General features: G+C 68.3%; 23 protein-coding genes. 8 read left to right on the top strand and 15 right to left on the bottom strand.

All coding sequences use genetic code 11. The features are described 5' to 3' along the window. Positions 1-14: 14 nt before the first annotated feature. From DXK94_RS12295 to DXK94_RS12310, 4 genes are all read right to left on the bottom strand, one after another. Complete coding sequence (locus DXK94_RS12295) at positions 15-1,133, bottom strand: NAD(P)/FAD-dependent oxidoreductase (protein ID WP_115525176.1); 1,119 nt, start codon at positions 1,131-1,133, stop codon at positions 15-17. Then, entirely contained in the window at positions 1,130-1,474 is a 345-nt protein-coding gene (locus tag DXK94_RS12300) for a hypothetical protein (RefSeq protein ID WP_115525177.1), read from the bottom strand. Before DXK94_RS12300 ends, DXK94_RS12295 begins: the two co-directional genes overlap by 4 nt. A 94-nt stretch (positions 1,475-1,568) precedes the next feature. After that, positions 1,569-3,203, bottom strand: a complete 1,635-nt coding sequence (locus tag DXK94_RS12305) for a helix-turn-helix transcriptional regulator (RefSeq protein ID WP_115525178.1) — start codon at positions 3,201-3,203, stop codon at positions 1,569-1,571. 84 nt (positions 3,204-3,287) lie between these two features. After that, on the bottom strand, positions 3,288-4,811 hold the full coding sequence (locus DXK94_RS12310; protein WP_115525179.1) for an ATP-dependent DNA ligase: 1,524 nt from the start codon (positions 4,809-4,811) through the stop codon (positions 3,288-3,290). Between the two features lie 68 nt (positions 4,812-4,879). Between DXK94_RS12310 and DXK94_RS12315 the strand changes: the two genes are divergently transcribed. Both DXK94_RS12315 and DXK94_RS12320 read left to right on the top strand, forming a co-directional pair. Next, complete coding sequence (locus DXK94_RS12315) at positions 4,880-5,491, top strand: dihydrofolate reductase family protein (protein WP_115525180.1); 612 nt, start codon at positions 4,880-4,882, stop codon at positions 5,489-5,491. Then, positions 5,491-6,090 carry a dihydrofolate reductase family protein gene (locus DXK94_RS12320; RefSeq protein WP_115525181.1) on the top strand — a complete coding sequence of 200 codons (600 nt, stop codon included), beginning with the start codon at positions 5,491-5,493 and terminating at the stop codon, positions 6,088-6,090. Before DXK94_RS12315 ends, DXK94_RS12320 begins: the two co-directional genes overlap by 1 nt. A 62-nt stretch (positions 6,091-6,152) precedes the next feature. On the opposite strand, the gene groL is transcribed toward DXK94_RS12320, so the two are convergent. After that, entirely contained in the window at positions 6,153-7,769 is a 1,617-nt protein-coding gene (groL, locus tag DXK94_RS12325; RefSeq protein WP_115525182.1) for a chaperonin GroEL, read from the bottom strand. Between the two features lie 77 nt (positions 7,770-7,846). After that, a complete protein-coding gene (groES, locus tag DXK94_RS12330) occupies positions 7,847-8,140 on the bottom strand; it encodes a co-chaperone GroES (protein ID WP_003805290.1) in 294 nt (97 codons plus the stop codon). 225 nt (positions 8,141-8,365) lie between these two features. On the opposite strand from groES, the gene DXK94_RS12335 reads away from it, so the two are divergent. Then, positions 8,366-9,283 carry a DMT family transporter gene (locus DXK94_RS12335; protein WP_115525296.1) on the top strand — a complete coding sequence of 306 codons (918 nt, stop codon included), beginning with the start codon at positions 8,366-8,368 and terminating at the stop codon, positions 9,281-9,283. Here DXK94_RS12335 and DXK94_RS12340 read toward each other — a convergent pair. Beyond that, on the bottom strand, positions 9,223-9,603 hold the full coding sequence (locus DXK94_RS12340) for a hypothetical protein (RefSeq protein ID WP_115525183.1): 381 nt from the start codon (positions 9,601-9,603) through the stop codon (positions 9,223-9,225). The two genes, DXK94_RS12335 and DXK94_RS12340, sit on opposite strands and share 61 nt — an antisense overlap. Before the next feature lie 53 nt (positions 9,604-9,656). Between DXK94_RS12340 and DXK94_RS12345 the strand changes: the two genes are divergently transcribed. Further along, positions 9,657-10,895, top strand: coding sequence for a class I SAM-dependent methyltransferase (locus tag DXK94_RS12345; protein WP_115525184.1), 1,239 nt, complete (start codon positions 9,657-9,659; stop codon positions 10,893-10,895). 5 nt (positions 10,896-10,900) lie between these two features. Here DXK94_RS12345 and DXK94_RS12350 read toward each other — a convergent pair whose 3' ends face one another. Together DXK94_RS12350 and DXK94_RS12355 are read right to left on the bottom strand one after the other, a co-directional pair. Beyond that, positions 10,901-11,719: a shikimate 5-dehydrogenase gene (locus DXK94_RS12350; RefSeq protein ID WP_258868537.1), complete on the bottom strand. Its 819-nt coding sequence runs from the start codon at positions 11,717-11,719 to the stop codon at positions 10,901-10,903. 88 nt (positions 11,720-11,807) lie between these two features. Further along, entirely contained in the window at positions 11,808-13,241 is a 1,434-nt protein-coding gene (locus DXK94_RS12355) for a glycoside hydrolase family 3 protein (protein WP_115525186.1), read from the bottom strand. A 386-nt stretch (positions 13,242-13,627) separates the two neighbouring features. On the opposite strand from DXK94_RS12355, the gene DXK94_RS12365 reads away from it, so the two are divergent. Next, on the top strand, positions 13,628-14,779 hold the full coding sequence (locus DXK94_RS12365; RefSeq protein ID WP_115525188.1) for a glutamate--cysteine ligase: 1,152 nt from the start codon (positions 13,628-13,630) through the stop codon (positions 14,777-14,779). A 110-nt stretch (positions 14,780-14,889) separates the two neighbouring features. Here the strand turns inward: DXK94_RS12365 and tsaD are convergent, their stop codons facing one another. The 6 genes from tsaD to DXK94_RS12395 all read right to left on the bottom strand — a co-directional run bounded on the left by tsaD (position 14,890) and on the right by DXK94_RS12395 (position 20,311). Beyond that, positions 14,890-15,993 carry a tRNA (adenosine(37)-N6)-threonylcarbamoyltransferase complex transferase subunit TsaD gene (tsaD, locus tag DXK94_RS12370; protein ID WP_115525189.1) on the bottom strand — a complete coding sequence of 368 codons (1,104 nt, stop codon included), beginning with the start codon at positions 15,991-15,993 and terminating at the stop codon, positions 14,890-14,892. Beyond that, the gene (rimI, locus tag DXK94_RS12375; protein WP_395929153.1) at positions 15,990-16,496 is read right to left on the bottom strand and encodes a ribosomal protein S18-alanine N-acetyltransferase; all 507 of its coding nucleotides are present in this window, start codon (positions 16,494-16,496) and stop codon (positions 15,990-15,992) included. The genes tsaD and rimI overlap by 4 nt, the downstream gene beginning before the upstream one ends. Beyond that, positions 16,493-17,164 carry a tRNA (adenosine(37)-N6)-threonylcarbamoyltransferase complex dimerization subunit type 1 TsaB gene (gene tsaB, locus DXK94_RS12380; protein WP_115525190.1) on the bottom strand — a complete coding sequence of 224 codons (672 nt, stop codon included), beginning with the start codon at positions 17,162-17,164 and terminating at the stop codon, positions 16,493-16,495. Before tsaB ends, rimI begins: the two co-directional genes overlap by 4 nt. Next, positions 17,164-17,853: a tRNA (adenosine(37)-N6)-threonylcarbamoyltransferase complex ATPase subunit type 1 TsaE gene (tsaE, locus tag DXK94_RS12385; RefSeq protein WP_115525191.1), complete on the bottom strand. Its 690-nt coding sequence runs from the start codon at positions 17,851-17,853 to the stop codon at positions 17,164-17,166. The genes tsaB and tsaE overlap by 1 nt, the downstream gene beginning before the upstream one ends. Beyond that, positions 17,850-19,070, bottom strand: coding sequence for an alanine racemase (gene alr / locus DXK94_RS12390; RefSeq protein ID WP_115525192.1), 1,221 nt, complete (start codon positions 19,068-19,070; stop codon positions 17,850-17,852). The genes tsaE and alr overlap by 4 nt, the downstream gene beginning before the upstream one ends. A 149-nt stretch (positions 19,071-19,219) precedes the next feature. Beyond that, on the bottom strand, positions 19,220-20,311 hold the full coding sequence (locus DXK94_RS12395) for a carbohydrate kinase family protein (RefSeq protein WP_115525298.1): 1,092 nt from the start codon (positions 20,309-20,311) through the stop codon (positions 19,220-19,222). A 91-nt stretch (positions 20,312-20,402) separates the two neighbouring features. On the opposite strand from DXK94_RS12395, the gene DXK94_RS12400 reads away from it, so the two are divergent. The 3 genes from DXK94_RS12400 to DXK94_RS12410 all read left to right on the top strand — a co-directional run bounded on the left by DXK94_RS12400 (position 20,403) and on the right by DXK94_RS12410 (position 24,940). Then, complete coding sequence (locus DXK94_RS12400; RefSeq protein WP_115525193.1) at positions 20,403-21,809, top strand: 6-phospho-beta-glucosidase; 1,407 nt, start codon at positions 20,403-20,405, stop codon at positions 21,807-21,809. Between the two features lie 93 nt (positions 21,810-21,902). Next, on the top strand, positions 21,903-23,168 hold the full coding sequence (gene mshA / locus DXK94_RS12405) for a D-inositol-3-phosphate glycosyltransferase (RefSeq protein WP_115525194.1): 1,266 nt from the start codon (positions 21,903-21,905) through the stop codon (positions 23,166-23,168). A 95-nt stretch (positions 23,169-23,263) separates the two neighbouring features. Next, positions 23,264-24,940, top strand: a complete 1,677-nt coding sequence (locus DXK94_RS12410; RefSeq protein ID WP_115525195.1) for a formate--tetrahydrofolate ligase — start codon at positions 23,264-23,266, stop codon at positions 24,938-24,940. Positions 24,941-24,958 lie beyond the last annotated feature (18 nt).

A 24,958-nucleotide genomic window follows, 5' to 3' on the forward strand; every position in this document is an offset into this window, starting at 1 on the left:
TCATGAGAGACCGGTCACGCTTCCTTTTCTCCTGCGTGGGCACTTTCGCGGGCTGCCATCGGGGGCCGCGGGATTCTGTGGGCCAGGTGGCGCGCGTCACGGGCTGTGCCGGGAAGGGTGGCGGACGCCGCCGCGTACTGGAATTCCTGTCCGAGGAAGAACAGACCCGGCGTCCGCAGGGCGACGCCGCGGTGCTGAGGGGGCAGCGCGCCGCCGTCGAGCATTCCCGGATCGATCCAGCTGAAGTCCTCCCGGTAACCCGTGCACCACACCACGTTGGACACTTCCACACGGGTCCCGTCCGCCAGGACGGGCATCCCGTCCTGCACTCCGGCCACCCGCGGCACGAACTGGACGCCGGCCGCGGCCAGGTCCTTGGACTTGGTCCTGATCAGCGGCGTGGCGTGCGCCTTGAAGGCGGGCGCAGCCTTGCGGCCGAGGGGTGTGCTGAGGGTCAGGACGTGGAGCCCCAGGAACCGCACGATCGGCAGGAAGTAGCGTGCCGCCGTCGGGCCGTGCTTTACCGGGAACTCTCCTCCGGGCTTGCCGGCAACACTTGTGGAATGGGTGCGGCTTACCTCGAGGGCGATTTCTGCCCCGGAGTTCCCCAGCCCCACCACCAGCACCGGGCCGGCCTGCAGTTGCCCGGCGTTCCGGTACTGGCTCGAGTGCAGCTGCACGATGGAAGCGTCCAGGTCAGCGGCATAGCCGGGGACCTTGGGCGCCTGGCTGCAGCCGGTGGCTACGACCACGTTGTGGGCCTCCCAGCGTTGGCCGTTGGAGGCGGCGACGAAACGGTCCGCCTCCCGCCACAGCCGCTCGACGCGGACGCCCCGGATGACAGGCAGCGTGAACCGTTCCGCATAGCCTTCCAGGTACCCTGCCACTTCGTCCTTGGTGGGAAAGGACAACGGATCCGCCGGGAAGGGCACCCCTGGCAGGCCGTCGTACTTGGCGGGGGTGAACACCCGGAGTGAATCCCACCGCTGCCGCCAGGCGTCGCCGGTGCGCGGGTTGGCATCCAGGATGAGGAATGTCCGGTTCTGTTCCTTCAGGTAATGGCCCATGGCGAGGCCGGCCTGGCCGCCGCCGATGATCATGGTGTCCAGTGTTCCTGTCTGGTTGGTGTTCATGACTGTGCTCCTTGATGAATTGCGGGGATATCTGCAGCTGAACCGTCAAGCTGTCCGGCGTCCGCACCTGGTCCTTCATGCCCGTCCTCCCGGTACCGCAGCCACCAGGCGAGCATCAGCGCGGATGCCACGATGTAGGCCAGGTGAAGGACCCAGATGGGACCGGCCGGAAGGTTGAAGACGTAGATGGAATGCACGGCGTTGGCAACGTTGCTCAGGACCAGGTTGCCGAGGCTGTAGGAGGCGAGGTCCCGGGTACGGGCGGCCTTCACCAGCATGGGCAGCATTCCCAAGGCGAACAGCACCGTGGAGAGGGTGCCGGCAAGGACTGGAAGGTTCATGTTTTGAGGCTATGGCCGCGGCCTTCCAGTCCGCGTCGGCCGGATTATGCAAGTGTCCGGCCTGGTCCGGATGGGTAATTATGTGCAGAACCCGTCAGCCCGCGAGTCCGTGCTCAAAGGCGTACCTGGTGGCCGCGGCCCTTGAGGAGAGGCCAAGCTTCAGGAAGATGTTGCTGATGTGCCGGGCCACGGTTTTCTCGCTGAGGAAGAGGTCTGCCGCGATGGCCCGGTTCCCCTGGCCGGACGCCACGTGCCGAAGCACCTCCGCCTCCCTGGGCGTCAGCGGCCCTGGAGTCCCGCCGTCGTCCTTCCGCATGAGCGTGGCAGCCCAGGCAGCGGCCGGAGCCGCCCCCAACTCCAGCAATTCCACGTGCGCCGCCTCGAATTCCATCAGGGCAGACGCCTCGTCGCCGAGCTCGCGGCAGGCCCGCCCGATGAGGACCCGGCAGCAGGCGGCTTCAAAGGGGACACCGAGTCCAACCCACAGGTGCCATGCCTGGCGCAGCGTCTGCGATGCCCCGGTTAAGTCCCCCTCCTCAAGCCGGACAGCGCCGTCGGCCTGTTTCGCTACCGCGCGGATCATGCGCCTGGGGCATTCCCGGGCAAAGGTGATCAGCTCCTCGGCACCCTGCCGGGCCGCGGGCACGTCAGGCACTGCCAGTTCGATCTGCACGAGTGCCGGCAACAAGTGGCGGCGGGTGGCCGCGTCAGCCACCCCGGCCGCCCGCCGGATCATCGACTGCGCCTGCTGTGCGTCCCCGCGTGCCAACTGCAGGAGTGCCAGGCCCGGCTGGGGTTCGTAACCGCTGCGGGCAGCATGGCTGTAGGAAGCTTCGGCGGCATCCAGGTCGCCGCTCAGCCTCTGCACTTCAGCCTGCTGGTAATAGCCGCCGTAGAGCGCCCACGGATCACCCCTGGTGGAGCGCTCCTGGGCGACGGCGGCGGCCTGCAAAGCTTCGGTCCACGCCCCGTGCAGCCGGAAGAGTTCAGCGCGGTGTGCCTGGCATTGGCCGCTGAAGGCCACAGTGTCCGGGCGTGCACGGCACCAGCGGTCCAGCTCCGCGGTCCATTCCAGGGCCCGCTCAAGGTCGAAGGCGATCTGGCAGTTTCCGATGACTGCGCAGTAGATGATGCCCGACGGCACCGCGGACAGTTCGCCGGCAGTGACGGCCACCATGACCTCGTCGAACATCCCAAGGCCTTCTTCGGCACGGCCCAGTGCCAGCGTCGCCTGGCCTGATCCAAGCAAAGCAAGCGCTGACAGGTCCTTGTTCCGGAATTGCCGGCCGAAGTCCGCAGCCTGGGAGAACAGCTCGAGGGCGGCCTGAGGATCCCCGCCGTAGAGTTTGCCCAGTGCAACAGGCACGAGCATAAAGCCTTGCACCGCGTCGGGTTCGGGGAGTTCGCTCAACAGTTTCTGGCCACGGGCCAGCCATCCCCCGGCACGCGCCGCCTCTCCGGCGTTCGCCAGGTGCAGCACCATCCAGGCGGCGCACCGTGCCGCACCCACCACATCGCCAACCATCAGGTATTCCTCGTGGGCACGGGTGAGGGTGTCCAGGCCGGTGCTTGTATTGCCTGTCAGGATCTCCGCCGTTGCCAGCCGTTCAAGGTCCGCCGCCGGCAGTCCGCCCTGCTGGTCCGCGTCACGGAAGTTTTGGAAGGCCTCGGTCCAGCGGTGCTCCTGGAACGCTGACCGGCCCCTGTCAATGCCCGTTTCCGCTGACACCTGGCCTCCTTCCGGATACGCCCGCCCAGCCGGTTAAGCGCCACGGTACGCCCGCTGGGGAACCGGCACAAGCGGCCCTCAGGGCTATGAACGCAGCAGCCCGCGCAGCGCCTGGATGGTGTCAGCCTCCGCCGCCGTCTTGTCATCGCGGTAGCGTTTGACGCGCGCGAACCGGAGGGCGATGCCGCCCGGATAGCGCGTGGAACGCTGGACGCCGTCGATCGCGATCTCCACCACGCTGACAGGCTCCACCCATACGGTGTTCGACGTTCGCCGCACCTCGATCTCCTGGAACCTCTCCGTCTGCCAGCGCAGCAGCTCGTCGGTGAGCCCCTTGAACGTCTTGCCCACCATGACGTAGCCGCCGGGTTCGCCGAACTCGCCGGAAGGGTCGAGGGCGCCGAGGTGCAGGTTCGACAGCAGACCCGTGCGCCGTCCCGAACCCCACTCACAGGCGAGCACCACCAGATCGTAGGTGAGCACCGGCTTCACTTTGATCCAGTTGGAACCGCGCCGCCCGGCTGCGTAGGCCGATCCGACCGCCTTCACCATCACACCCTCGTGGCCCGCGGCGAGCGCCTCGCGTGCCACCCTTTCGGCAACGGCGGGATCCGCCGTGACCTCCCCCGGGATCCGGTGCCCGGGGGCAATGCGCTCCAGCACGCCGATGCGCTCGGACAGCGGTTCCTCCAGCAGGTCCCGCCCGTCGATATGCAGAACGTCGAAGAACCACGGATGCAGCAATGTGGTGCGCACCGCGTCCGCCCCGAACCGGGACATCGTCTCCTGGAAGGGGCGGGGTCCGCCGTCCTCATCGAGCGCGAGGGTCTCGCCGTCGAGGATGACATCGCTCACCGGCAGGCCGCGCACTACGTCCACCACCTCGGGCAGCCGGTGGGTCACGTCGGCCAGGGTGCGGGTGAAGATGCGCACCTCACCGCCGGTGCGGTGCACCTGGATGCGTGCGCCGTCGAGCTTGTATTCCACGGAGGCTTCCCCGGTGACCTCCAGCGCCGCACTGGCGCTGGCCGCAGTGGCGGCGAGCATGGGCTGCACGGGACGTCCGACGACGAGGCCTACCTCCTCGAGTTCCGCTGCCGTACCCGTGAGCGCCAGCAGGGCGGTCGCGCCTAGGTCGCCGGAGAGCATTGCCGCGCGGCGCACGGAGTCCACCGGCCGGTCGGCGGCGCGGGCGATGGCATCCGTCAGCACACCCTCGAGTGCACCGGTGCGCAGTTCACCGAGCAGCACTCCGGCGATGAATGACTGCTCGCGTTTGGTGGCTGCCGCGGTCAGCTCGCGGAGTGTCGCGGCGCGCTCGGCCGCAGATCCGGCGCCTGCGGCGGCGAGCAGCCGGTCCAGTGCAGCATCCACGTCGGCGACGGTAAGGCCCGGCTCGGCGGCCGGCTCCCCCATGGCCGCGGTCATTCCGCGCCAGCCAATCCCTACCCGGCCCTGCCGCGGCCTGGCAATGAGCAGTCCCACGGCAGCCGGGATTTCAGCGGGCTCGAGGCGGCGCAGGAGGCCGGCCAGGAGGTCCACCTTCGCGAGCCGGGAGCGGGTGGACGCGACGGCGTCCGTGGTTGTCACGAGCTCGTCGAGCAGCATGGCACCAGTCTGCCACGCCCATCCCGTCCACTATGGACAGCTCCGGAAGGCAGTTCCAGACTGGACGCATGGGAATCATCGTCGCGAACCTGTTCATCACGCTCGACGGCGTCTACCAGGCGCCCGGTGGCCGCGAAGAGGACACTGAAGGCGGTTTTGGCTTCGGCGGCTGGCAGGCCCCGGTGTCCGATGACGAGGCCGACGCAGCCATCGGAGCGGAGATCGGCCGCATCGACGCCCTGCTTCTAGGCCGGAAGACCTACGACATTTTCGCGGGGTATTGGCCGCAGCAGTCCGACATGGTCGGCACCACGTTCAACCGGGTGCCCAAGTTCGTCGTTTCCAGCAGCCTGACCGCTCCGGGGTGGGTCGGCACCACCGTGCTGCCTGATGCCGCGGCCGCGGGCCGGCTTCGTGAGGATTACGGCGAGGTGCACATGTTCGGCAGCGGCGTCCTCATCCGTTCACTGCTCAAAGACAACGTGATCGACCGCCTCCACCTTTGGCTCTATCCGGTCACCCTGGGGCAGGGCAAGCGCCTCTTCGACGGCGGAACCATCCCCGCCTCCTTCCGCCTCGCCGAGCCGGCGCGAACCTTCCCCAAGGGATCGGTGTCGCTGGTCTACGAGCGGGCGGGCGACGTCAGGACGCAGGACATGCCAGCCACCCAGGGCGCCTGATGGCCAAGGTCATCGCAGCCATCAGTACGTCAGTTGACGGTTACATCACCGGCCCCGACGACGGTCCCAGGTACGGCCTGGGCAAGGGCGGGGAACGCCTGCACTACTGGGTGATGGGCGGCCCCTGGACCTACGACGGCGGACATGACTTCGCGATGCAGGGCCCCGACAAGGATTTCTATGACGAGCTGGAAGCCGGCCTGGGTGCCGGCATCGTCGGCCGGGGCATGTATGACGCTGCAGGGGCATGGGGAGGAACCAACCCGTTCGGCGGGCCGCTGTTTGTGCTCACCCACCGGGTACAGGACCAGCCGGCGGCGGCGTCCGGGTTCACTTTCGTGTCCGGGCTCGATGAAGCCCTGGCGCGGGCGGTTGAGGCGGCAGGGGACAAAGACGTATCGATCGGCGGCGGTGCGGACGTGATCCGGCAGGCACTTGCCGCCGGGAGGGTGGACGAACTCGTGCTCTCGACGGCACCGGTGATCCTCGGTGCCGGTAAGCGGCTTTTTGACGGCTTCGGCCAGGACATCAACCTCGGCATCATCAAGACGGTGAGCTCGGCGTTCGCCACGCACGTGCGCTACGCGGTCAAGAAGTAAAGGGGCACAAAAAACCGGCCCGGCAGATGCCGGACCGGTCTTTGTGGGTGAAACGACGGCAATCAGTGGCTGTGGCTGTGGCCTGCGTGCTCGTCTTCCTCAGTGGGCTTTTCCACAACCAGGGTCTCGGTGGTGAGAACCAGGGCAGCGATGGAGGCTGCGTTGCGGAGGGCTGCGCGGGTGACCTTGACGGGGTCGATGACGCCGGCAGCGATCAGGTCCTCGTACTCGCCCGACTTGGCGTTGAAGCCGTTGTTGGTTTCGAGTTCGGCAACCTTGGCGGTGATCACGTAGCCGTCGAAGCCTGCGTTCTGGGCGATCCAGCGCAGCGGCTGGACCAGCGCGCGGCGGACGATGCCCACTGCAGCGGCGGCGTCGCCTTCGAGTGCCTTGACGGCCGGGTCCTCGTCGAGGGCCTTCAGCGCGTGGATCAGGGCGGAACCGCCACCGGCCACGATGCCTTCTTCGAGGGCGGCGCGGGTGGAGGAAACAGCATCTTCGATGCGGTGCTTCTTTTCCTTCAGCTCAACCTCGGTGGCTGCGCCGACCTTGATGACGCCGATGCCGCCGGCCAGCTTGGCCAGGCGCTCCTGGAGCTTTTCGCGGTCCCAGTCGGAGTCGGTGCGGGTCAGCTCGGCACGGAGCTGGGCAACGCGTGCAGCAACGTCCTCGGCAGCGCCGGCGCCGTCCACAATGGTGGTGTTGTCCTTGGTGACCGTGATGCGGCGGGCGGTACCCAGCACCTCAAGGCCAACGGAGTCCAGGCTCAGGCCCAGTTCCGGAGAGACAACCTGCGCACCGGTGAGGGTGGCGATGTCCTGCAGCATGGCCTTGCGGCGGTCGCCGAAGCCCGGAGCCTTGACGGCCACCACGTTGAGGGTGCCGCGGATGCGGTTGACGATCAGCGTGGACAGGGCCTCGCCGTCGACGTCCTCGGCGATGATGAACAGCGGCTTGGAGCTCTGCAGCGCCTTCTCCAGCAGCGGCAGGAATTCCTGCACCGAGGAGATCTTGCCCTGGTTGATCAGGATGAGGGCGTCCTCGAGGACTGCTTCCTGGCGTTCCGCGTCGGTGACGAAGTACGGGGACAGGTAGCCCTTGTCGAACTGCATGCCCTCCGTGAGGACCAGTTCGGTCTGCGTGGTGGAGGATTCCTCGATGGTGATCACACCATCCTTGCCCACCTTGCCGAAGGCCTCGGCCAGGAGCTCGCCGATCTCTTCGCTCTGCGCGGAGATGGCCGCAACGTTGGCAACCTGGGTGCCTTCAACGGGACGGGCGTTCTCCAGCAGGCGTGCAGCGACGGCTTCGACGGAAACCTCGATGCCGCGCTTGATCTGGCCGGGAGCAGCGCCGGCAGCTACGTTGCGCAGGCCTTCCTTGACCAGTGCCTGGGCCAGGACCGTGGCGGTGGTGGTGCCGTCGCCGGCAACGTCGTTGGTCTTGGTGGCTACTTCCTTGGCCAGCTGTGCGCCAAGGTTTTCGTACGGGTCGTCCAGCTCGACTTCGCGGGCGATGGTGACGCCGTCGTTCGTGATGGTGGGCGCGCCCCACTTCTTGTCCAGGACAACGTTGCGGCCGCGGGGGCCGAGCGTCACCTTGACGGTGTTGGCGAGCTTGTCGATGCCGGCTTCAAGAGACCGGCGGGCAGCGTCGTTAAACGCAAGCTGCTTTGCCATGGTTTTGTCCTTTCAAGACAGAACCCCGCGCAGCTGACCAGCAGTAAGCATGACCAGCGGCACGGGGATCCGGAGAGTTACTTTACGACGATCGCCAGGACGTCGCGGGCGGACAGCACGAGGTACTCGGTGCCGCCGGTCTTGACTTCGGTTCCGCCGTACTTGGAGTAGATGACGACGTCGCCGACGGCTACGTCGACAGGAACGCGGTTGCCATCCTCAAAGCGGCCGGGGCCAACTGCAACAACTTCGCCTTCCTGCGGCTTCTCCTGTGCGGAGTCCGGGATGACCAGGCCGGAAGCCGTGGTCTGCTCGGCTTCGAGCGGGCGGACAACAATACGATCCTCAAGAGGCTTAATAGAGACCGACACTCGGACCTCTCCTTTTCGTCAGCAAATTCGTGGACTGGAAAGCTTTCCGCCGTGGCTGGCAAACCGTCGTCGCGGTGCCGGCAGCAGCCTGGCTGGCAGCTCTTCATGTGTTAGCACCCTCCTAGGGAGAGTGCTAATGAAGACTCTATGTGCGGGTTAGCACTCGGTCAAGGCGAGTGCCAGCGTTTCGTCATCCGCGTACACGGTGGCGTGTACATTGAAGCGGTGCGAGCCGCCGTATACCTGATCCTTGCGAACCTGTTCTGGGCCGGAAACTTCGTGGTGGGCCAAGCCGCGATGCAGACCATGGAGCCGTTGCAGCTGACCTTCTGGCGTTGGGCCCTGGCCGCGGTGCCGCTGCTCCTGCTGGCGCAGGCCGTTGACCGGCCGGACTGGCGCGCCGTGCTGCGCCGCTGGCCGGTACTGCTGCTGCTGAGCGCTCTGGGCATGAGCGGCTACACCCTGCTGCTGTACAGCGCACTGCAGCACACGTCGGCCCTGAACGCTTCCCTGGTGACGGCCGCCAACCCGGCCCTGATCATGGTGCTCGCCGTGGTCCTGCTCAAGGACCGGCCGCGCCCGGTGAGCTGGCTGGGGATCGCACTGGGCCTGGCCGGCGTGCTGATGGTTTTGTCAGGCGGCGACCTGTCCCGCCTGCTGACCTTTTCCATCAACACCGGAGAGCTGCTGATTGTGGCAGCCATCACCGTCTGGGGTTTCTACACGATCATCGCCAGGCGGCTTGCCCTCCCCGCGATCACCGCAACGGCCGTGCAGGTGGCCATGGCTGCAGTGGTCCTGGCACCCATCGCGGCAGCAACCGGGGCCGGGCTGCCGTCCACTCCGGCCGAAGGCTGGTCCCTGGCGTTCATCGCCCTGTTCCCCTCGCTGGGCTCCTACCTGCTGTGGAACCTGGCACTCAAGCGGACTTCTGCGGCCAACGCCGGCAACTACCTGAACCTGATCGCCGTCTTCACCGCCATCATCACCGTGCTGCTCGGCCAGCCCATCACCGCGGCACAGGTGCTGGGCGGAATCCTGGTGATATCCGGGGTCCTGCTGACCAGCGCCGGCCAGCGGCCTCAGCGTCCCAGGTCGTCGAAGTCCACGTCCTCGCCGCCGTCGGAATCCCGCCTTCCCTGATTCCTGCCGCGGTAGAGCACCACGGCCGCAACGGCGGCAGCGAGCAGGGACGCCACCAGGAACACGATGCTTCCCGCCCGTGCGCCGGCATACAACCCGCGGATGTCGCTGGCTTCCTGGGTGTCGTCCTGGATGTCGTTGCCCCCCACGGAATAGACGGTGGCGTTGAAGGTATCCAGGAAGAAAATGATCACCAGCAGCGCGATGCACACCACTGCCACCAGGGAAGCCGCAATGAGGGCGGGACGGGCATACCTGGCGGGACCCCGGTCCGTGGGTTGCTGTTCTCCGGACTGCTGGGGGCCTGCGCTGTCTTCCATGCTTTCAACACTATCGGCATAGCGCCGGGCCCTCCTCCACTAGGCTGGAACCCATGCCCCACGCTCCCCAGGACCAGATCGCACCGCTGCTCACCCCGGAAGGCTGGGAGCTGCTGGCGTCCCTGGGCCCCTACCAGGAGGACTCCTCCTTCGAGCTCAATTCGGCCCTCCGGAAGGCCGGCCACTCCCCCGACCTGGTCTCCGCCGTCCTGACCCAGTCCAGGCTCCGCACCAAGGCCGAAGCAAAATTCGGGGAGTTTTCCCGGCAGATGCTCTTCACCCAGGCAGGTCTGGAACAGGCCACCCGCCTGAACGTTGCCGCCCGGCACGCGCAGCGGTTTGCCGGCGCGGGGATCAGCCATGTGGCAGACCTGGGCTGCGGGCTGGGCGCCGATTCGCTCGCCCTGGCGTCCCTTGACGTGACCGTCACCGCCGTCGAAATGGATGAGACCACGGCGGCCTGCGCCACCGTGAACCTCATCCCGTTTCCGAACGCCACGGTGGTCCATGCGGACGCCACCGCGGTTCCGCTGGACGGCATCGACGGCGTCTGGCTGGACCCCGCCCGCCGGGTCACCTCCACCTCGGGCACCAAGCGCATCTGGGATCCAGAAGCCTTTTCGCCGCCGCTGTCCTTCGTTGAAGCCCTGGCCGCGTCCGGCAAGGCCGTGGGGGTGAAGATGGGGCCCGGCATGCCGCATGACTCCGTCCCGCACAACTGCGAGGCACAGTGGGTCTCGGTGGCCGGCGACGTCACCGAGGTGGCACTGTGGTTCAACGCCGTGCGGCGGCCCGGCGTCCGCCGCGCAGCCCTGGTGCTTGGGCCCAGCGGCGCCGCCGAGCTGACCAGCGGCGAGGACTTCGGGGCCGGGCCGGAAGCGCCGGTGGGTCCCGTGGAAGGCTACCTGTACGAACCCGACGGCGCGGTCATCCGCGCCGGGCTCGTTGCCGACGTCGCACTTGGGCTCGGTGGCCACCTGGTGGACGAGCACATCGCCTACATCTGCGCCCCCGCCCTCGTTGACACCCCCTTCGCGCGGGCCTACAAGGTGCTGGACGTGATGCCCTACAACGTCAAGGTGCTCAAGGCGTGGGTGAAGGCCGAAGGCATCACGGTGCTGGACATCAAGAAGCGCGGCACCGCCGTTACTCCCGAGGAACTCCGGAAGCAGCTCCTGCCCGGCGGAAAAAACCCTGCGAAAAAGGGCGGCACCAAAACGGCAACCCTGGTCCTCACCCGCATCGGGGAGGACCGGGTGGCCATCGTGGTGGAACCCGTTACTGCCTTGTAAGGCCGTTACTGCGCCCGCATGAACTCCTCGGCCGCGCGCACCTGCCCAGGGCTTGGCCGCACTCCGGTGTACAGGACGAACTGTTCCAGCGCCTGGATGGTGGCCACCTCCGCTCCGGTGATCACCGGCTTTCCGGCGGCGCGGGCGGCGCGGATCAGCGGGGTCTCGGCGGGCAGTGCCACCACGTCGAAAACGAGCCGCGCGGCGTCAATGGCCTCGGCCGGGAAGGACAGCGCGTCCGATTCCGCCCCGCCGGCCATCCCCACGGGGGTGACGTTGATGATCACGTCCGCCGTGCCGCCGTCGAGCGCGGCACGCCACCGGAACCCGTATTGCTCGGCCAGCGCCCGCCCTGTCGCTTCGTTCCGTGCAATCACCGTGACGTCGGTGAACCCGGCATCCCGCAGCGCCGCCACGGTGGCCTTGGCCATGCCGCCCGCACCCTGGACCAGGACCGAGTAGCCGGTGGGCACCGGATTGGTGGCAAGCAGCTGTTCGATGGCGGTGTAGTCCGTGTTGTACGCCTTGAGGTGGCCGTCGGTGTTGACGATCGTGTTCACGGAATCGATGGCCTTGGCGGAGGGGTCCATCTCATCCACCAGCGCGATGACGTCTTCCTTGTAGGGCATGGAGATGGCGCACCCGCGGATGCCCAGGCCGCGGACTCCGGCAATGGCCTGCTCCAGGTTGGTGGGGGCAAACGCCTTGTAGATCCAGTTGAGCTCCAGCTGTTCGTACAGGTGGTTGTGGAACCTGGTCCCGTTGTTGCTGGGACGGGCCGAGAGCGAGATGCAGAGAGTCATGTCTTTATTCAGAATGGGCACCCGACCATTAAACCCGCACTCCCCCAACTGGGTAGCGCCAACTGTCGTTTTCAGCCGCCAGAACGACAGTTGACGCTACTTACTTGGGTCAGGCGCAGCCGGTGCCTGCCGGGACGCTTCCGACGGCGGCAGGCAGCTTCCCGGGTGCCGTCGCCTTGCCTGCCAGCACGGCCGCGAGCGCGTCGAAGGCAGCGTCGGTGCGGCCGTACAGCGCCAGCCTGACCGGCGCCGGCGAACCCTGCAACGGCCAGGGGGCGTCCAGGGCCACCTCGATGTCCCCTCCGGCGGGACGCCCGCCGAACCCGATCAGGTTCACCAGCGGCCCTGAGCCCAGGGCAAGACCAGCGCGGGCGGCGGCCGCCTCGAACCGTTCCCGGTCTCCGGGCCCGCCGCCGGCCACCCGGACCGCTCCGGGAACCAGTGGCCCGGTGCACGGCCCGGAGACGACGGTGACGGCGGAGGCCGAGACCCGGGCGGACACGGCGGCGCTGCTGCCTGCGGGGATACCAGCCGCGGGACCCCGCCTGCCCTGCCAGACCATCATGGTGGCCACCCGCCGGGCGGCCTCGTCCAGCCTTTCCGGGGGCAGGCTTCCGGACTTGACCGCCCCCACGATGGCCGCATGCGCCTGTGACACGTCGGCTGGCATCAGCAGCAGGTCCGCGCCCGCCTGGAGCGCCATCACCGCAGCAGACCCGCTGGGGTACTGCTTGGCCACCGCGCCCATGTTCAGCGCATCCGTGACCGCCACGCCCTTGAATCCCAGGCCGCGCAAGGCGGCATAGGTGGGGGCAGAGAGCGACGCCGGGACGCCGGGTTCCAGCGCCGGCACGGCAATGTGCCCGGTCATCACCATGGGTGTCCCGGCGGCGATGGCGGCCTGGAACGGTTTCCAGTCCCTGCCCCGGAGTTCCTCGACGCCGGCCGGCTGCACCGGCAGGCTGAGGTGGGAATCGGCCGTCACTGATCCGTGGCCCGGGAAGTGCTTAACGACCGGAAGGACTCCTGCCGCGAGCATGCCCTGGGAGAACGCCACCCCGTGCACAGCAACGGCGGCGGGGTCCGCGGACATGGCCCGCGCCCCGATGGTGGGGTCCTTGGGCCCCATGGTGACGTCCGTGTCCGGTGCAAAGTCGGTGTTGAAGCCCAGCGGTACCAACTCGCCGGCCAGGCCCTGCCCCGCCTCCCGGGTGAGGCCCTCATTGCCGGCCGCACCATAGCTCATGGGAGCGGGCCACTCCGTCAGCGGCGTGCCCAGTCGCACCACAAGGCCGCCTTCCTGGTCCACCGCGATCATGCCGGGCCAGGGGTCGCCGTCCGCAACGGTGGCCTGCGCGAGCCGTTGGTTGATGGCGGCCATGCCGGCAGCGTCCACCCTTCCCTGCGGGTCCCGCGGAACGTTGTCTCCCATGATGATGGATCCCGCAAGGTGCAGCCGCTCGATGGTGGCCGCGTGGGCCTCCACGTCCTTGCCCGTGAAAAACGGCAGCAGGACCTGCCCGGCTTTTTCCTCGGTTGTCATGCCGGCCACGGCCGCCGCGGCGGCGTCCTGGTCCCGCTGGAGCGGGCCCCAGCCCAGGGGCCGGGAACCCGGATCAGGTGATGGGGACGCGGCGGTGGGGGACGGCGTCGTACGCGGTGTTGGGGTGGGCGACGCGGACGGTGAAGGTGACGCGGTGGTGGCGGGCGACGACGGCCCGGGCGCCGGGGCGGGGGTGCAGGAGGCGAGGGCCAGGGCGGATACTGCCGCGAGGAGGGGAAAGGTTTTGTGGGTACTGTCACGCAGGTGTTGGAACGGGACCATCAATACGATGCTACCCCTGCACTAGACTTGAACCACCCGTTCGCCTGCCGGCAGCAGCCCGTGAGCGGCGTCAGCCAGCGGCAAACCGGACAGTAAGGAAACGCGTGAAGATTGACTTCGCTTCATCGAGGCAATCAACCCTTGGTGTTGAATGGGAGCTCGCGCTGGTGGACGGCAGCACCGGTGAGCTCGCCTCTGTAGCCAACGAAGTGCTCCGCGGCGTGGCCTCCCGCCATCCGGAATTGAACGAGGACGACGAACACCCCCACATCAAGCAGGAACTGCTGCTGAACACGGTGGAGCTGGTCACGGGCATCTGTGAAACGGCCGCCGAAGCCAAGGAGGACCTGAGCCGGTCCCTGGCAGCCGTCCGGGAGATCACGGACCCGATGGGCGTGGAACTCTTCTGCGCGGGCAGCCACCCGTTCAGCCCGCCGCAGCTGCAGCCCGTGACGGACAAGGCCCGCTACGCGAAGCTGATCGACCGTACCCAGTGGTGGGGCCGGCAGATGGTCATTTACGGCGTGCACGTGCACGTGGGGCTGGACCAGCGGGAGAAGGCCCTCCCGGTACTGGACGGGCTGGTCAACTACTTCCCGCACTTCCAGGCGCTCTCCGCGTCCAGCCCGTTCTGGGGCGGCGAGGACACCGGCTACGCATCGCAGCGCGCCCTGATGTTCCAGCAGCTGCCCACGGCCGGCCTGCCGTTCCAGTTCCAGTCCTGGGCTGAGTACGAGTCCTACGTCCAGGACATGTTCACCACCGGCGTGATCGATACCCTGTCCGAGATCCGCTGGGACATCCGGCCGGTCCCGAACCTGGGCACCATCGAAATGCGCATCTGCGACGGCCTGGCCACCCTGGAGGAAGTGGGCGCCATCGCCGCGCTCACCCAGTGCCTCGTGGACGAATTCTCCACCACCCTGGACAACGGCGGCAGCATCCCCACCATGCCGCCCTGGCACATCCAGGAGAACAAGTGGCGGGCCGCCCGCTACGGCATGGACGCCATCATCATCCTCGACGCCGCGGGCAAGGAACAGCTGGTGACGGACCACCTGCTGGAGACCCTGAACCGGCTGGAGCCTGTGGCGGCCAAGCTGGGCTGCGCCGACGAACTCGCGGATGTGGAGAAGATCATCCGCCGCGGGGCCGGGTACCAGCGCCAGCGGAAGGTGGCCGCCGAGCACGGCGGGGACCTCCAGGCCGTGGTGCTGGACCTCGTCAAGCAGATGCGGAACGGCCCCACCGCCTGACCTCCCCCACCGAAACGGGGCACTTCAGCACGGACACGCCGGCCGCCGTCGTGATGTACGACGGCGATGCCCCCAAAGTGCCCCGCGACGGGTCGCCTGGCCAGCAGGCTTCAGGCGGGGAGCGACACCGAGGTGACCGGCATGGACGAGTCCGGCGCGAAGCCGATTCCGCTCGGTTCCACTCCGGCCATCACCAGCTGCGCGCCCAGAGCGGCCACCATGGCGCCGTTGTCCGTGCACAAATCCAGGGGCGGCACGTGGAGCCGGATGCCGGCCGAGGCGCAACGCTGGCCGGTCAGTTCACGCAGGCGTGAGTTGGCCGCAACGCCCCCGCCCAGCAGGACGTCCTTGATGCCGTGCTCCCGGCAGGCCAGGACGGCCTTGGAGGAGATGATGTCCACCACGGCTTCCTGGAATGCGGCGGCGATGTCGGCCACCGGGATGTCCTCGCCCCGGGCTTCGAACTGCTCCACGCACCGGGCCACGGCCGTTTTGAGTCCGCTGAAGGACCAGTCGTAGCGGTGCTTGCCCGGCTCTTCCGCGGTGCCCATGTACTTGGGCTGGCTGAGGCCCCGGGGGAAGCGGATGGACTTCGGGTTGCCGGTGCGGGCCACCTTGTCGATGGCCGGCCCGCCGGGGTAGCCCAGGCCCAGGATGCGGGCCACCTTGTCGTAGGCCTCTCCCGCGGCGTCGTCGATGGTGGAGCCCAGCAGCACGACGTCGTCGGTGATGCTGTTGATCCTGAGGATTTCGGTGTGTCCGCCGGATACCAGCAGGGCGCCCAGGTTTTCCGGGAGCTGCGGGGCCTCGTTGCCGTTACCGTCTTTCCATTTGCCGTCCAGCAGCCCCACGCCCACATGCGCCACCAGGTGGTTGATGGCGTACAGCGGCTTCCCGGTGGCCACCGCCAGTGCCTTGGCGGCGCAGACTCCCACCATCAGTGCGCCTGCGAGTCCGGGGCCGGAGGTGACGGCGATGGCGTCCACCTCGTCCAGGCTGACGCCGGCGTCGGACAGTGCCTGCTCCAGTGTGGGCACGAACGCGTCCAGGTGGGCCCTCGAGGCGATCTCCGGGATGACGCCGCCGAAGCGGACGTGCTCGTCCATGGATGAGGACACGGTGTTGGTCAGGAGCGTGGTCCCGCGGACGATGCCAACGCCGGTCTCGTCGCAGGATGATTCAATGCCCAGGACCAGTGGCTGGGAACGGTTCATGGCTGGCCTCCTTCACGTGTTTCCTCGTCGCCGGTGAGCTGGAGCCTCATGATCAGGGCATCGACGCCGTCGCGGTAGTACCGGGGGCGGACGTGGATCTGCTCGAACCCGAAGCGCAGGTACAGACGTTGCGCCCGCGGGTTGTCCGCGCGGACTTCGAGGAGGAGGTCCGCGGCGTACCGGCGACGGGCTTCATCGATGAGGGCGGTCAGCAGCGTGGTGCCGATCCCCCGGCCTTCATAATCAGGGACGACGGCGATCGTCTGGACGTCCGCGATGGGTTCGATGCACATCAGGCCGGCGTACCCCACGATGCCGTCGGCGCTTTCGGCCACCAGGTAGCGCCGGGTTTCCGGCTGGGCCAGCTCATCCAGGAACATCTGCAGGGGCCAGGCGTCGATGGGGAACAGTTTTTGCTCAAGGACGCTGACGGCGGTTACGTCGTCGAGGGTCATGTCCCGCACGGTAATTCCTGCAGTTCGCGGATCCGGGGTGGTGCTCACAGTGCCCTCTTCCTCGGTCCGGGCACCTGCGCGTCGGATTCGCGCAGGTACAGCGGCGTGGAATCCAGGAGGCCGTTGCCGGAGGCCAGCCGGGCAAGCGCGAACTGGCCCAGATAGAGCGCGTCCGGCTGCTCCTGGGCGAATTCGGGATCTGCGCGCAGCGTGTCGGCGTAGAGCCCGGCGCCGGCCCCAAAGGCGGGAAGGTCCGGCAGGTCCGCGGCGAAGCCGACGTGCGGACCGTCCTCGAGCCGGGGCAGCTTCCCCTCGGCAAGGCTGTAGCGGGCCCAGTAGACCTCCTTGCGCCGCGCGTCGGTCACCACCAAAAATTCGGGGACGGCGGCGGTGGACTCAGCCACTTCCAGGGCCACGGCGTCCAGGCTCATCAGGCCGTGAAGGGGCTTGCCCCAGACAAAGGACAGGGTGCGCGCCGTTGCAATTCCGGAGCGCAGGCCGGTGAACGGGCCGGGCCCCACGCCCACCACCAGGGCGTCGATGTCCTGTCCGGTGACGCCGGCGTCGGCAAGCATGTCCGCGATGCCCGGAGCCAGCACTTCGGCATGGCTGCGGGTGTCCTCGGTGGAGAAGCTGGCAACCACGCCTTCCAGCGCGTCATCCGAAACCAGCGCGGCGCTGGAAACGGCGGAGGTGTCAATGGCGAGGATCAGCATCAGTCTTTCCCTTCCGGGGCGCCGGGCTCTGCTGTCCCGATTTCCGGGGTTCCCGGTTCCGGGGTTCCCAGTTCGGGGGCTGCCGGCCATCGCGGACCGTACCCGCGCATCACAATGGTGCGCGGCTCGTCGGTGTCTTCGGTGTCGAAGTCCAGGGTTCCGGCTCCGTTGCCGGAGGACGTGCCGGCAGCGACGTCGCCCAGGCCAGTGCCGCCCAATCCAGCGTCGCCCAACCCAATGGCGCTGAGTCCGACGGCACGGTGCAGGTCGATCTCGATCCGGCTGTCGCTCAGGTGCTCCACCCGGTCATGTCCCCACTCGACCACCGTCACGGACGAGTCCATGGTGTTTTCCAGGTCAATGTCGTCGATCTCGGCGGCCGAGCCCAGGCGGTAGGCGTCCACGTGCACCAGGTCGGGGCCGCCGGGGCGCGGACCGTCGGGCAGGTTGGGATGGATGCGGACCAGGACGAACGTGGGTGAAATGACTCCGGCACGGACGCCGAGCCCCTCCCCCAGCCCCTGGGTGAAGGTGGTTTTCCCGGCCCCCAGCTCGCCGGACAGCACCAGCAGGTCCCCGGCTTCAAGCACCCCGGCGAGGGCGGCGCCAAACGCGTGGGTCTGGTCCGCCGTCGTCGCCGTGAAGGTCTTTTCCCAGTTGGGCACGGCCGGCGGTTCGAAGGCGTTCACGCTGCTCCCTCCGTGTTGAGGGCGGCGGACGCGTCCTGTTCGTTGACGAAGCGACGCGGGACCCGGGGACTGATGCGGGTGACGATCTCGTAGTTGATGGTCCCGGCGGCGCGCGCCCAGTCATCGGCGGTGGGGCCGCCGTCGTCACCGTTCCCGAACAGTTCGGCCTCGGCACCCAGCAGTCCCGCGCCGGCCGGACCGGCGTCGCCGAGGTCGATCACCATCTGGTCCATGGCGATCCGGCCCACCACGGGGTATGTCCTGCCGGCAACCCGGACGGGGCCGCCGGTGGCAACGCGCGGCACGCCGTCGGCGTAGCCCGTGGGGATGAGGGCCAGGGTGCTGCGCCCGCTGGTGTGATAGCGGAGGCCGTAGGACACCCCTTGCCCGTCCGGTACTTCCTTGCACTGGGACACCAGGGTCCGGAGCGTCATGGCGGGCCGGAGCCCGAGTTCCGCGGAGGTTTGGCCGTCGAAGGGCGAGAGCCCGTAGATGCCCAGGCCTGCGCGGACCAGGTCGAAGTGCGTGTCCGGCCGGGAGAGCGTGGCGGGAGTGTTGGCCAGGTGCCGGACTTCCGGGTCCACGCCCGCGTCTTCGGCAACAGCCAGGGCTTCGCGGAATGCCGCCAGCTGCTGGTCGGTTTCGGGCCGCTCCGGCTCATCCGCGACGGCCAGATGCGAGAAGATGCCCACCACGCGCAGCAGCCCCTGGTCCTGGTACTCCATGGCTTCGCCCACCAGGTGGTCCCAGGTATCGAGGGTGGCGCCGTTGCGTCCCAGGCCGGTGTCCACTTTCAGGTGGATGCGGGCGGGGCGCTCCTGCTCCCGGGCTGCCGCCACAATGCGTTCGAGCTCCCACCCTGAACAGCCAATGTCGACGCCGGCGGCCACCGCGGCCCCGAAGTTGCTGTCCACGGTGTGCAGCCAGGCGAGCAGCGGCGCGTCGATGCCGGCGGCCCGCAATGCAAGGGCTTCGGAGATGTGCGCAACGCCCAGCCAGGCGGCGCCGGCTTCGATTGCTGCCCGCGCCACGGGAACGGCGCCGTGCCCGTAGGCATCGGCCTTGACGACGGCCATGACTTTCGCCGGGGACGCGGCGGCGGCGAGCCGGCGGACGTTGTGCCGGATGGCCTCAAGGTCGATCACGGCGGACCGCTCGTAGCGGGGGTCCTGTCCGGGGGCAGCGCTGAATTCACCGGTTGTTGCGGGGTAAGTCACCTTAGTGATTCTAGTGCGGGCACTTCTTGCCGAATAATCACGGCCGGGCAGCCCGGATTCCGGAACAGGCGGCTGGCCTGAGGCCGTTGCCGAGGGCGCCTCCTGACTGGGATGTTGTCCCGGGCGGCACGGCGCGGCACGTACGTCGGTCAGGCATCCGAAAGGTGCGCGATGGTGGCAGCGGCCCTGCGCTGCGCTGCCAGCGGGACGTCCTGGATAATCTCCGCGAGGAACCCGAAGCGCCGCAGCCACTGGCTCATCTGCCGTTCGGGCCGGGCGTTGGCGCGTTTCCACCAGTCGGCGATGTCCCCCCAGCCGGGTGCTGCAAGCGACCCGCCCACCTCCTGCACTGCCAGCGAGGCGCACAGGTTGGCAAAGCGCAGCCTGTTGCCCAGCGGCCAGCCGGCCAAGCTGCCCACAATGAACGCGGCGTCGAAGCAGTCACCGGCTCCGGTGGGATCGAAAGCCTTCACGGGCAGGGACGGCACCCACTCCTCCTCCCCCGTCTCCGAATCCACCGCCATGGCGCCCTGCGGCCCGAGTGTCACCACGGCCACCGGGACCCGGTCCGCCAGCGCGTACAGGGCGCTCCACGCATCGTCCTTGCCGGTGAAGGCCATGGCCTCGCGCTGGTTGGGCAGGAACGCGTGGAAGTACTGCAGGTTCTCGAGCCGGACGGGCGCCCATTCCCCGGTGGGATCCCAGCCAACGTCGCCGAACAGCTTCACCCCTGCCTGGTGCGCCGCTTTCGCCCAGGGCTCCACCTCAACCCCCACCTCCGCAATGCCGGCGAGCGCGGGAGGAGGGATGCCGATCAGTTCCGAGGACGTCACCGGAGCGGCGTGCCCGTGGGTCACCATGGACCGGTCCTTCTCCACGCAGAGCGAGACGGTTACCGGCGAGTGCCAGCCGGGGACGCGCCGGGACAGGCTGAGGTCCACGTGTTCCTGGCTGGAAAGGATTTTCCAGTTGAAGTCGCCGTAGCCGTCGTCGCCAAACGCGGCAGCCAGGCCGGTCCGGAGTCCCAGGCGGGCGGCGGCGATTGCCTGGTTGGCCACGCCGCCGGGACAGCTGCCCATGCCGTCGCTCCAGATTTCGGTGCCGGGCTCCGGGCTATGGGGAAGGCCCGTGAAAATGATGTCCTGGAACACCGTTCCGGCCAGGAGGAGGTCAAACCCGGGTTCGGAGGGCGAGCGGACGCCGGCCAGGGGATCGAAAGGCCGGGCTGGGATCGCTTCCATGTCCGGCACGATACGCCCTGCCGCTGACATCCGATAGTGGACGCCCTGCTTTGCGCCAGGGACAAGCCAATCCGGGCCTAGACTGCTGGTTATGCGGCTTCTGATTGCCGGCGGCGGGGGTTTCCGGGTGCCGCTTATCTACCGGGCACTGGTCTCGGGCCGCTTTGCCGGCCTGGCCACCGAACTGGTGCTGTACGACGTCGACCCCGCCCGCCTCGACGCCGTCACCGCCGTGCTGCGGAGTATGCCCGCCGGACCGGGTTCCCGTCTTCCGATCCGGGCCACCACCAGCCTTCCGGACGCCCTCGCCGGAACGCAGATGGTGTTCGCTGCCATCCGCCCCGGCGGCACCGCGGGCCGGGTTGCGGATGAACGGGTGGCCCAGGACCTCGGGCTGCTGGGTCAGGAAACCACCGGGGCCGGGGGCATCTCGTACGCCCTGCGGACCATCCCGCGCATGCTGGAACTTGCCCGGCTGATGAAGGACCACTGTCCCGAGGCGTGGCTGATCAACTTCACCAATCCGGCCGGCATGGTCACCGAGGCGCTGCTTCCCGTGCTGGGCCGCCGGGCCATCGGCATCTGCGACTCGGCGGGCGGCCTGGTGTACCGCGCCGCGCATGCGGCCGGATTGGCGCTGCCTGAGGGACGGCTCGACGGCGTGGGCTACTACGGGCTGAACCACCTGGGCTGGCTCTACCGGCTGGAGTCCGCCGGGCGGGACGTGCTTCCGGACCTGCTCGCCGACCCCCGCGCCCTGCAGTCCTTTGAGGAAGGAAGGTTGTTCCCGCAGCCCTTCCTGGCGAGCCTTGGCGCGCTGCCCAACGAATACCTGTACTACTACTACCGTGCAGGGGAAGCACGGCAGGCAATGCAGGCGATGGCCAGCACCCGCGGAGAGACCATCCACAGCCAGCAGCAGGAGCTGTATCCGCGGCTGGCCGCTGCCGGTGGGGAGGCGTACCGCCTGTGGGAAGAGGCACGGCGCTCCCGTGAGGAAGGCTACCTGGCCGAGGCCCGGGCCGAAGGCGAACACCGGGACGAGGACGATCTGGCCGGCGGCGGCTATGAACGCGTTGCGCTGGCCGCCATGAGCGCGCTCTGCGGTGGTGGCATCACGCAGCTGATCCTCAACACCCGGAACTCCCTGCCCGAGGCAGCCGAGCCCGCCGCGGCCGAAGCAGCCGAACCGCGGGCCGCCATCCCGGGACTGCCGGCGGACGCCGTCGTCGAACTTCCCTGCACGGTAACCCCCGACGGCGCGCTGCCGCTGCCCCAGCAGGCACCGCCGGAATCGAAGCGTGAGCTGCTTAACCGGGTCAAGGACGTCGAACGGCTCACGGTCCGGGCCGCCACGGACGGCAACCGGGATGCCGCCCTGCAGGCCTTCGCCCGCCATCCGCTGGTGGACTCGGCGGACCTGGCCGGACAGCTCCTGGCCGGTTACGAGCGCGCTTTCCCTGCCCTGCGGGAGCTGTGGGGCGGGGCCCGGAGTTAACACACATCGGCCGGCGGGAGGGGAGGGAGTAGTGTTTTATCGAATGCGCACTGAACCGGCACCCACTCGCGCCGGCGGCCGGAAGGAGGTCCCGTGGCATTGATCCGCAGGGTCGCTTTGCTCTCCCTCCACACCTCCCCCATGGAGCAACCCGGGTCCGGTGATGCGGGCGGGATGAACGTCTACATCCGGGAACTGGCGTCCGCCTTGGCCGAGGCGGGCGTGGAAGTCGAGATCTTCACCCGCGCCACCTCCGCGGGGCAGCCCGCCGTCGAACATCCCGATCCAGGGGTCTGCGTGCACAACGTCCTGGCCGGCCCGCCGAAAAAGATTCCCAAGGAAGAACTTCCCGGACTGCTGCACAGCATGGTGGCCGAGATTGAACAGATCCGCCGCCGGCAGCCGCACGGCCGGTACGACGTCATCCATTCGCACTACTGGGTGTCGGGCATCGCCGGCCTGGAGCTGTCCGAACTGTGGGGCGTGCCGCTGGTGCATACCATGCACACCATGGCGAAGGTCAAGAACCTGCTGCTGGAGTCCGGCGAGCAGCCCGAGCCGCGGCGGCGCGAGCTCGGGGAGCACCGCATCGTGGACGGCGCGGAGCGGCTGATCGCGAACACCAGCTCGGAGGCGGCGGAGCTGGTGTCGCACTACGGAGCCACGTACGACCGCATCGATATCGCCCCGCCGGGTGTGGACCTCAGTACTTTCACGCCGGCATTCCGGACCCGGTCACGGGCGGAGCGCGGCATCGCACCGGGCACCTTCCACCTGCTGTTCGCGGGGCGCATCCAGCGGCTGAAGGGTCCCCAGATCCTGGTCAAGGCCGCCGCCCTGCTCCGGCGACGGCGGCCGGACATCGACCTCCGGCTCACCATTTTGGGGTCGCTGAGCGGAAACAAGGAGTTCAACCTGCGGCGGCTGGTTGCCGAGGCGGAAATGGACGACGTCGTCACGCAGCTTCCGCCGGTGAAGGCACCGGAGCTTGCGGCCTGGTTCCGCGCGGCTGACGTTGTGGTGATGCCTTCCTTCAGCGAATCCTTCGGACTCGTGGCCCTGGAGGCCCAGGCCTGCGGCACGCCCGTGGTGGCCACCCGGGTGGGCGGACTGTCGCGGGCCATCTTCCACGGCCGGACCGGGCTGCTGGTGGACGGGCACCACGCCGCCGACTGGGCCGACGCACTCGAGGCCCTGTACGACGATCCCGCCACCCGCGAGGACATGGGACGCGCCGCCGCCATCCGTGCCCAGAACTCCGGCTGGGCCCGCACCGCCGCCATCACGCTCGAAAGCTACCATGCCGCCGTCGACCGCCACGTGGGGCCCCGGCTCGTCCCGGCCGTTCCCGCATCCTGATTTTTTCTTGCGGGTGCTGGTGCTGCGGGGCTGTTAGTTTTGGGGCAGGTGCTCCGGCAGGTTCGTGGCGCCAGCCGCTCCAGGAAAGGACAAGGATGTCTGATTTCCCTACCGACCTCGAGATCGCCCGCGCAGCCCGTATCCGGCCCATCGGGGAGATCGCTGCCGCTGCCGGGATCAATGCCGAAGCCGTTGAACAGTACGGGCGGTTCAAGGCGAAGATCGATCCCGCCCGGCTGGACGCCCCGCCTCCCGCCGGGAAGGTAGTGCTGGTCTCGGCCATGTCCCCCACCCCGGCCGGTGAAGGGAAATCCACCACCACCGTTGGCCTTGCCGATTCCCTGGCCCGGGCCGGACACAGCGTGATGATCGCGCTCCGGGAGCCCTCGCTGGGCCCGGTCCTCGGCATGAAGGGCGGTGCCACCGGAGGCGGCTACTCCCAGGTGTTGCCAATGGACGAGATCAACCTGCACTTCACCGGCGATTTCCATGCCATCACGTCGGCCAACAATGCGCTGATGGCCCTGGTGGACAACCACATCTACCAGGGCAACCAGCTGAACGTCGATCCCCGGCGCATGACGTTCAAGCGCGTGCTGGACATGAACGACAGGGCCCTGCGCGAGGTGGTCATCGGCCTTGGCGGGCCCACCCAGGGAGTCCCCCGGCAGGACGGTTTCGACATCACGGTGGCATCCGAAATCATGGCGGTGTTCTGCCTCGCCACGGACTTGGCCGACCTCCGGGAACGGCTGGGACGGATCACCTTCGGCTATACGTTTGACCGCTCTCCCGTCACCGTGGCTGACCTCGGCGTCCAGGGTGCCCTGGCACTGCTGTTGAAGGAGGCCATCAAGCCCAACCTGGTGCAGACCATCGCGGGCACGCCGGCCCTGGTCCACGGCGGTCCGTTTGCGAACATCGCGCACGGCTGCAACTCGCTGATCGCCACGCAGACGGCGCGCCGGCTGGCGGACATCGTGGTGACCGAAGCCGGCTTCGGCGCTGATCTTGGTGCTGAAAAGTTCATGGACATCAAGGCCCGCGTTGGCGGCCTGGCGCCGTCCGCCGTCGTGGTGGTGGCCACGGTGCGGGCTCTGAAGATGCAGGGCGGGGTGGCCAAGGATCAGCTCACGCGGCCGGACCTGGCGGCCCTGGAGGCGGGAGTGGCGAACCTGCGCCGGCATGTGCGGAACGTGGAGAAGTTCGGCGTCACCCCCGTGGTGGCCATCAACCGGTTCTCCTCCGATTCGCAGGAGGAGCTCGACTGGCTCCTGGCGTGGTGTGCCGCCGAAGGGGTTCCCGCCGCTGTTGCAGACGTTTGGGGGCGCGGTGGCGGTGGGGACGGTGGTGATGAGCTGGCCGCGCTGGTGGCGCAGGTGCTGTCCCGGCCCAACAGCTTCCGGCACCTTTATTCACTGGAGCTGTCTGTGGAGGACAAGATCCGGACCATCGTGCAGGAGATCTACGGGGCGGACGGGGTGGATTTTTCGGTCCCGGCTCTGAAGCGGCTGGCCGATATCGAGCGGAACGGCTGGGGCGGCATGCCGGTGTGCATGGCCAAGACCCAGTACTCCTTCACCGACGACGCCTCCCGGCTGGGCGCCCCCAAGGGCTTCACCATCCACGTGCGCGACCTGCTGCCCAAGACCGGAGCCGGGTTCATCGTGGCGCTGACCGGTGCCGTGATGACGATGCCCGGCCTCCCCGCCGTCCCGGCTGCCCTGCGCATGGACGTGGACGACGCCGGCAACCCCGTAGGCCTCACCTAACCCAACGCCCCATCACCT

The organism is Arthrobacter sp. RT-1 (genome assembly GCF_003367205.1).
Taxonomy (GTDB): Bacteria; Actinomycetota; Actinomycetes; order Actinomycetales; family Micrococcaceae; genus Arthrobacter.

Excerpts from the sequence above, each read along its gene's own strand:
- DXK94_RS12300 (WP_115525177.1), bottom strand. The coding sequence starts at position 1,474 with ATGAACCTTCCAGTCCTTGCCGGCACCCTCTCCACGGTGCTGTTCGCC.
- tsaB (WP_115525190.1), bottom strand. The coding sequence starts at position 17,164 with ATGCTGATCCTCGCCATTGACACCTCCGCCGTTTCCAGCGCCGCGCTG.
- DXK94_RS12295 (WP_115525176.1), bottom strand. The coding sequence starts at position 1,133 with ATGAACACCAACCAGACAGGAACACTGGACACCATGATCATCGGCGGC.
- DXK94_RS12400 (WP_115525193.1), top strand. The coding sequence starts at position 20,403 with ATGCGGCTTCTGATTGCCGGCGGCGGGGGTTTCCGGGTGCCGCTTATC.
- DXK94_RS12410 (WP_115525195.1), top strand. The coding sequence starts at position 23,264 with ATGTCTGATTTCCCTACCGACCTCGAGATCGCCCGCGCAGCCCGTATC.
- DXK94_RS12355 (WP_115525186.1), bottom strand. The coding sequence starts at position 13,241 with ATGACAACCGAGGAAAAAGCCGGGCAGGTCCTGCTGCCGTTTTTCACG.
- DXK94_RS12315 (WP_115525180.1), top strand. The coding sequence starts at position 4,880 with ATGGGAATCATCGTCGCGAACCTGTTCATCACGCTCGACGGCGTCTAC.
- DXK94_RS12320 (WP_115525181.1), top strand. The coding sequence starts at position 5,491 with ATGGCCAAGGTCATCGCAGCCATCAGTACGTCAGTTGACGGTTACATC.
- DXK94_RS12340 (WP_115525183.1), bottom strand. The coding sequence starts at position 9,603 with ATGGAAGACAGCGCAGGCCCCCAGCAGTCCGGAGAACAGCAACCCACG.
- DXK94_RS12310 (WP_115525179.1), bottom strand. The coding sequence starts at position 4,811 with ATGCTGCTCGACGAGCTCGTGACAACCACGGACGCCGTCGCGTCCACC.
- DXK94_RS12395 (WP_115525298.1), bottom strand. The coding sequence starts at position 20,311 with ATGGAAGCGATCCCAGCCCGGCCTTTCGATCCCCTGGCCGGCGTCCGC.
- groL (WP_115525182.1), bottom strand. The coding sequence starts at position 7,769 with ATGGCAAAGCAGCTTGCGTTTAACGACGCTGCCCGCCGGTCTCTTGAA.
- DXK94_RS12345 (WP_115525184.1), top strand. The coding sequence starts at position 9,657 with ATGCCCCACGCTCCCCAGGACCAGATCGCACCGCTGCTCACCCCGGAA.
- tsaD (WP_115525189.1), bottom strand. The coding sequence starts at position 15,993 with ATGAACCGTTCCCAGCCACTGGTCCTGGGCATTGAATCATCCTGCGAC.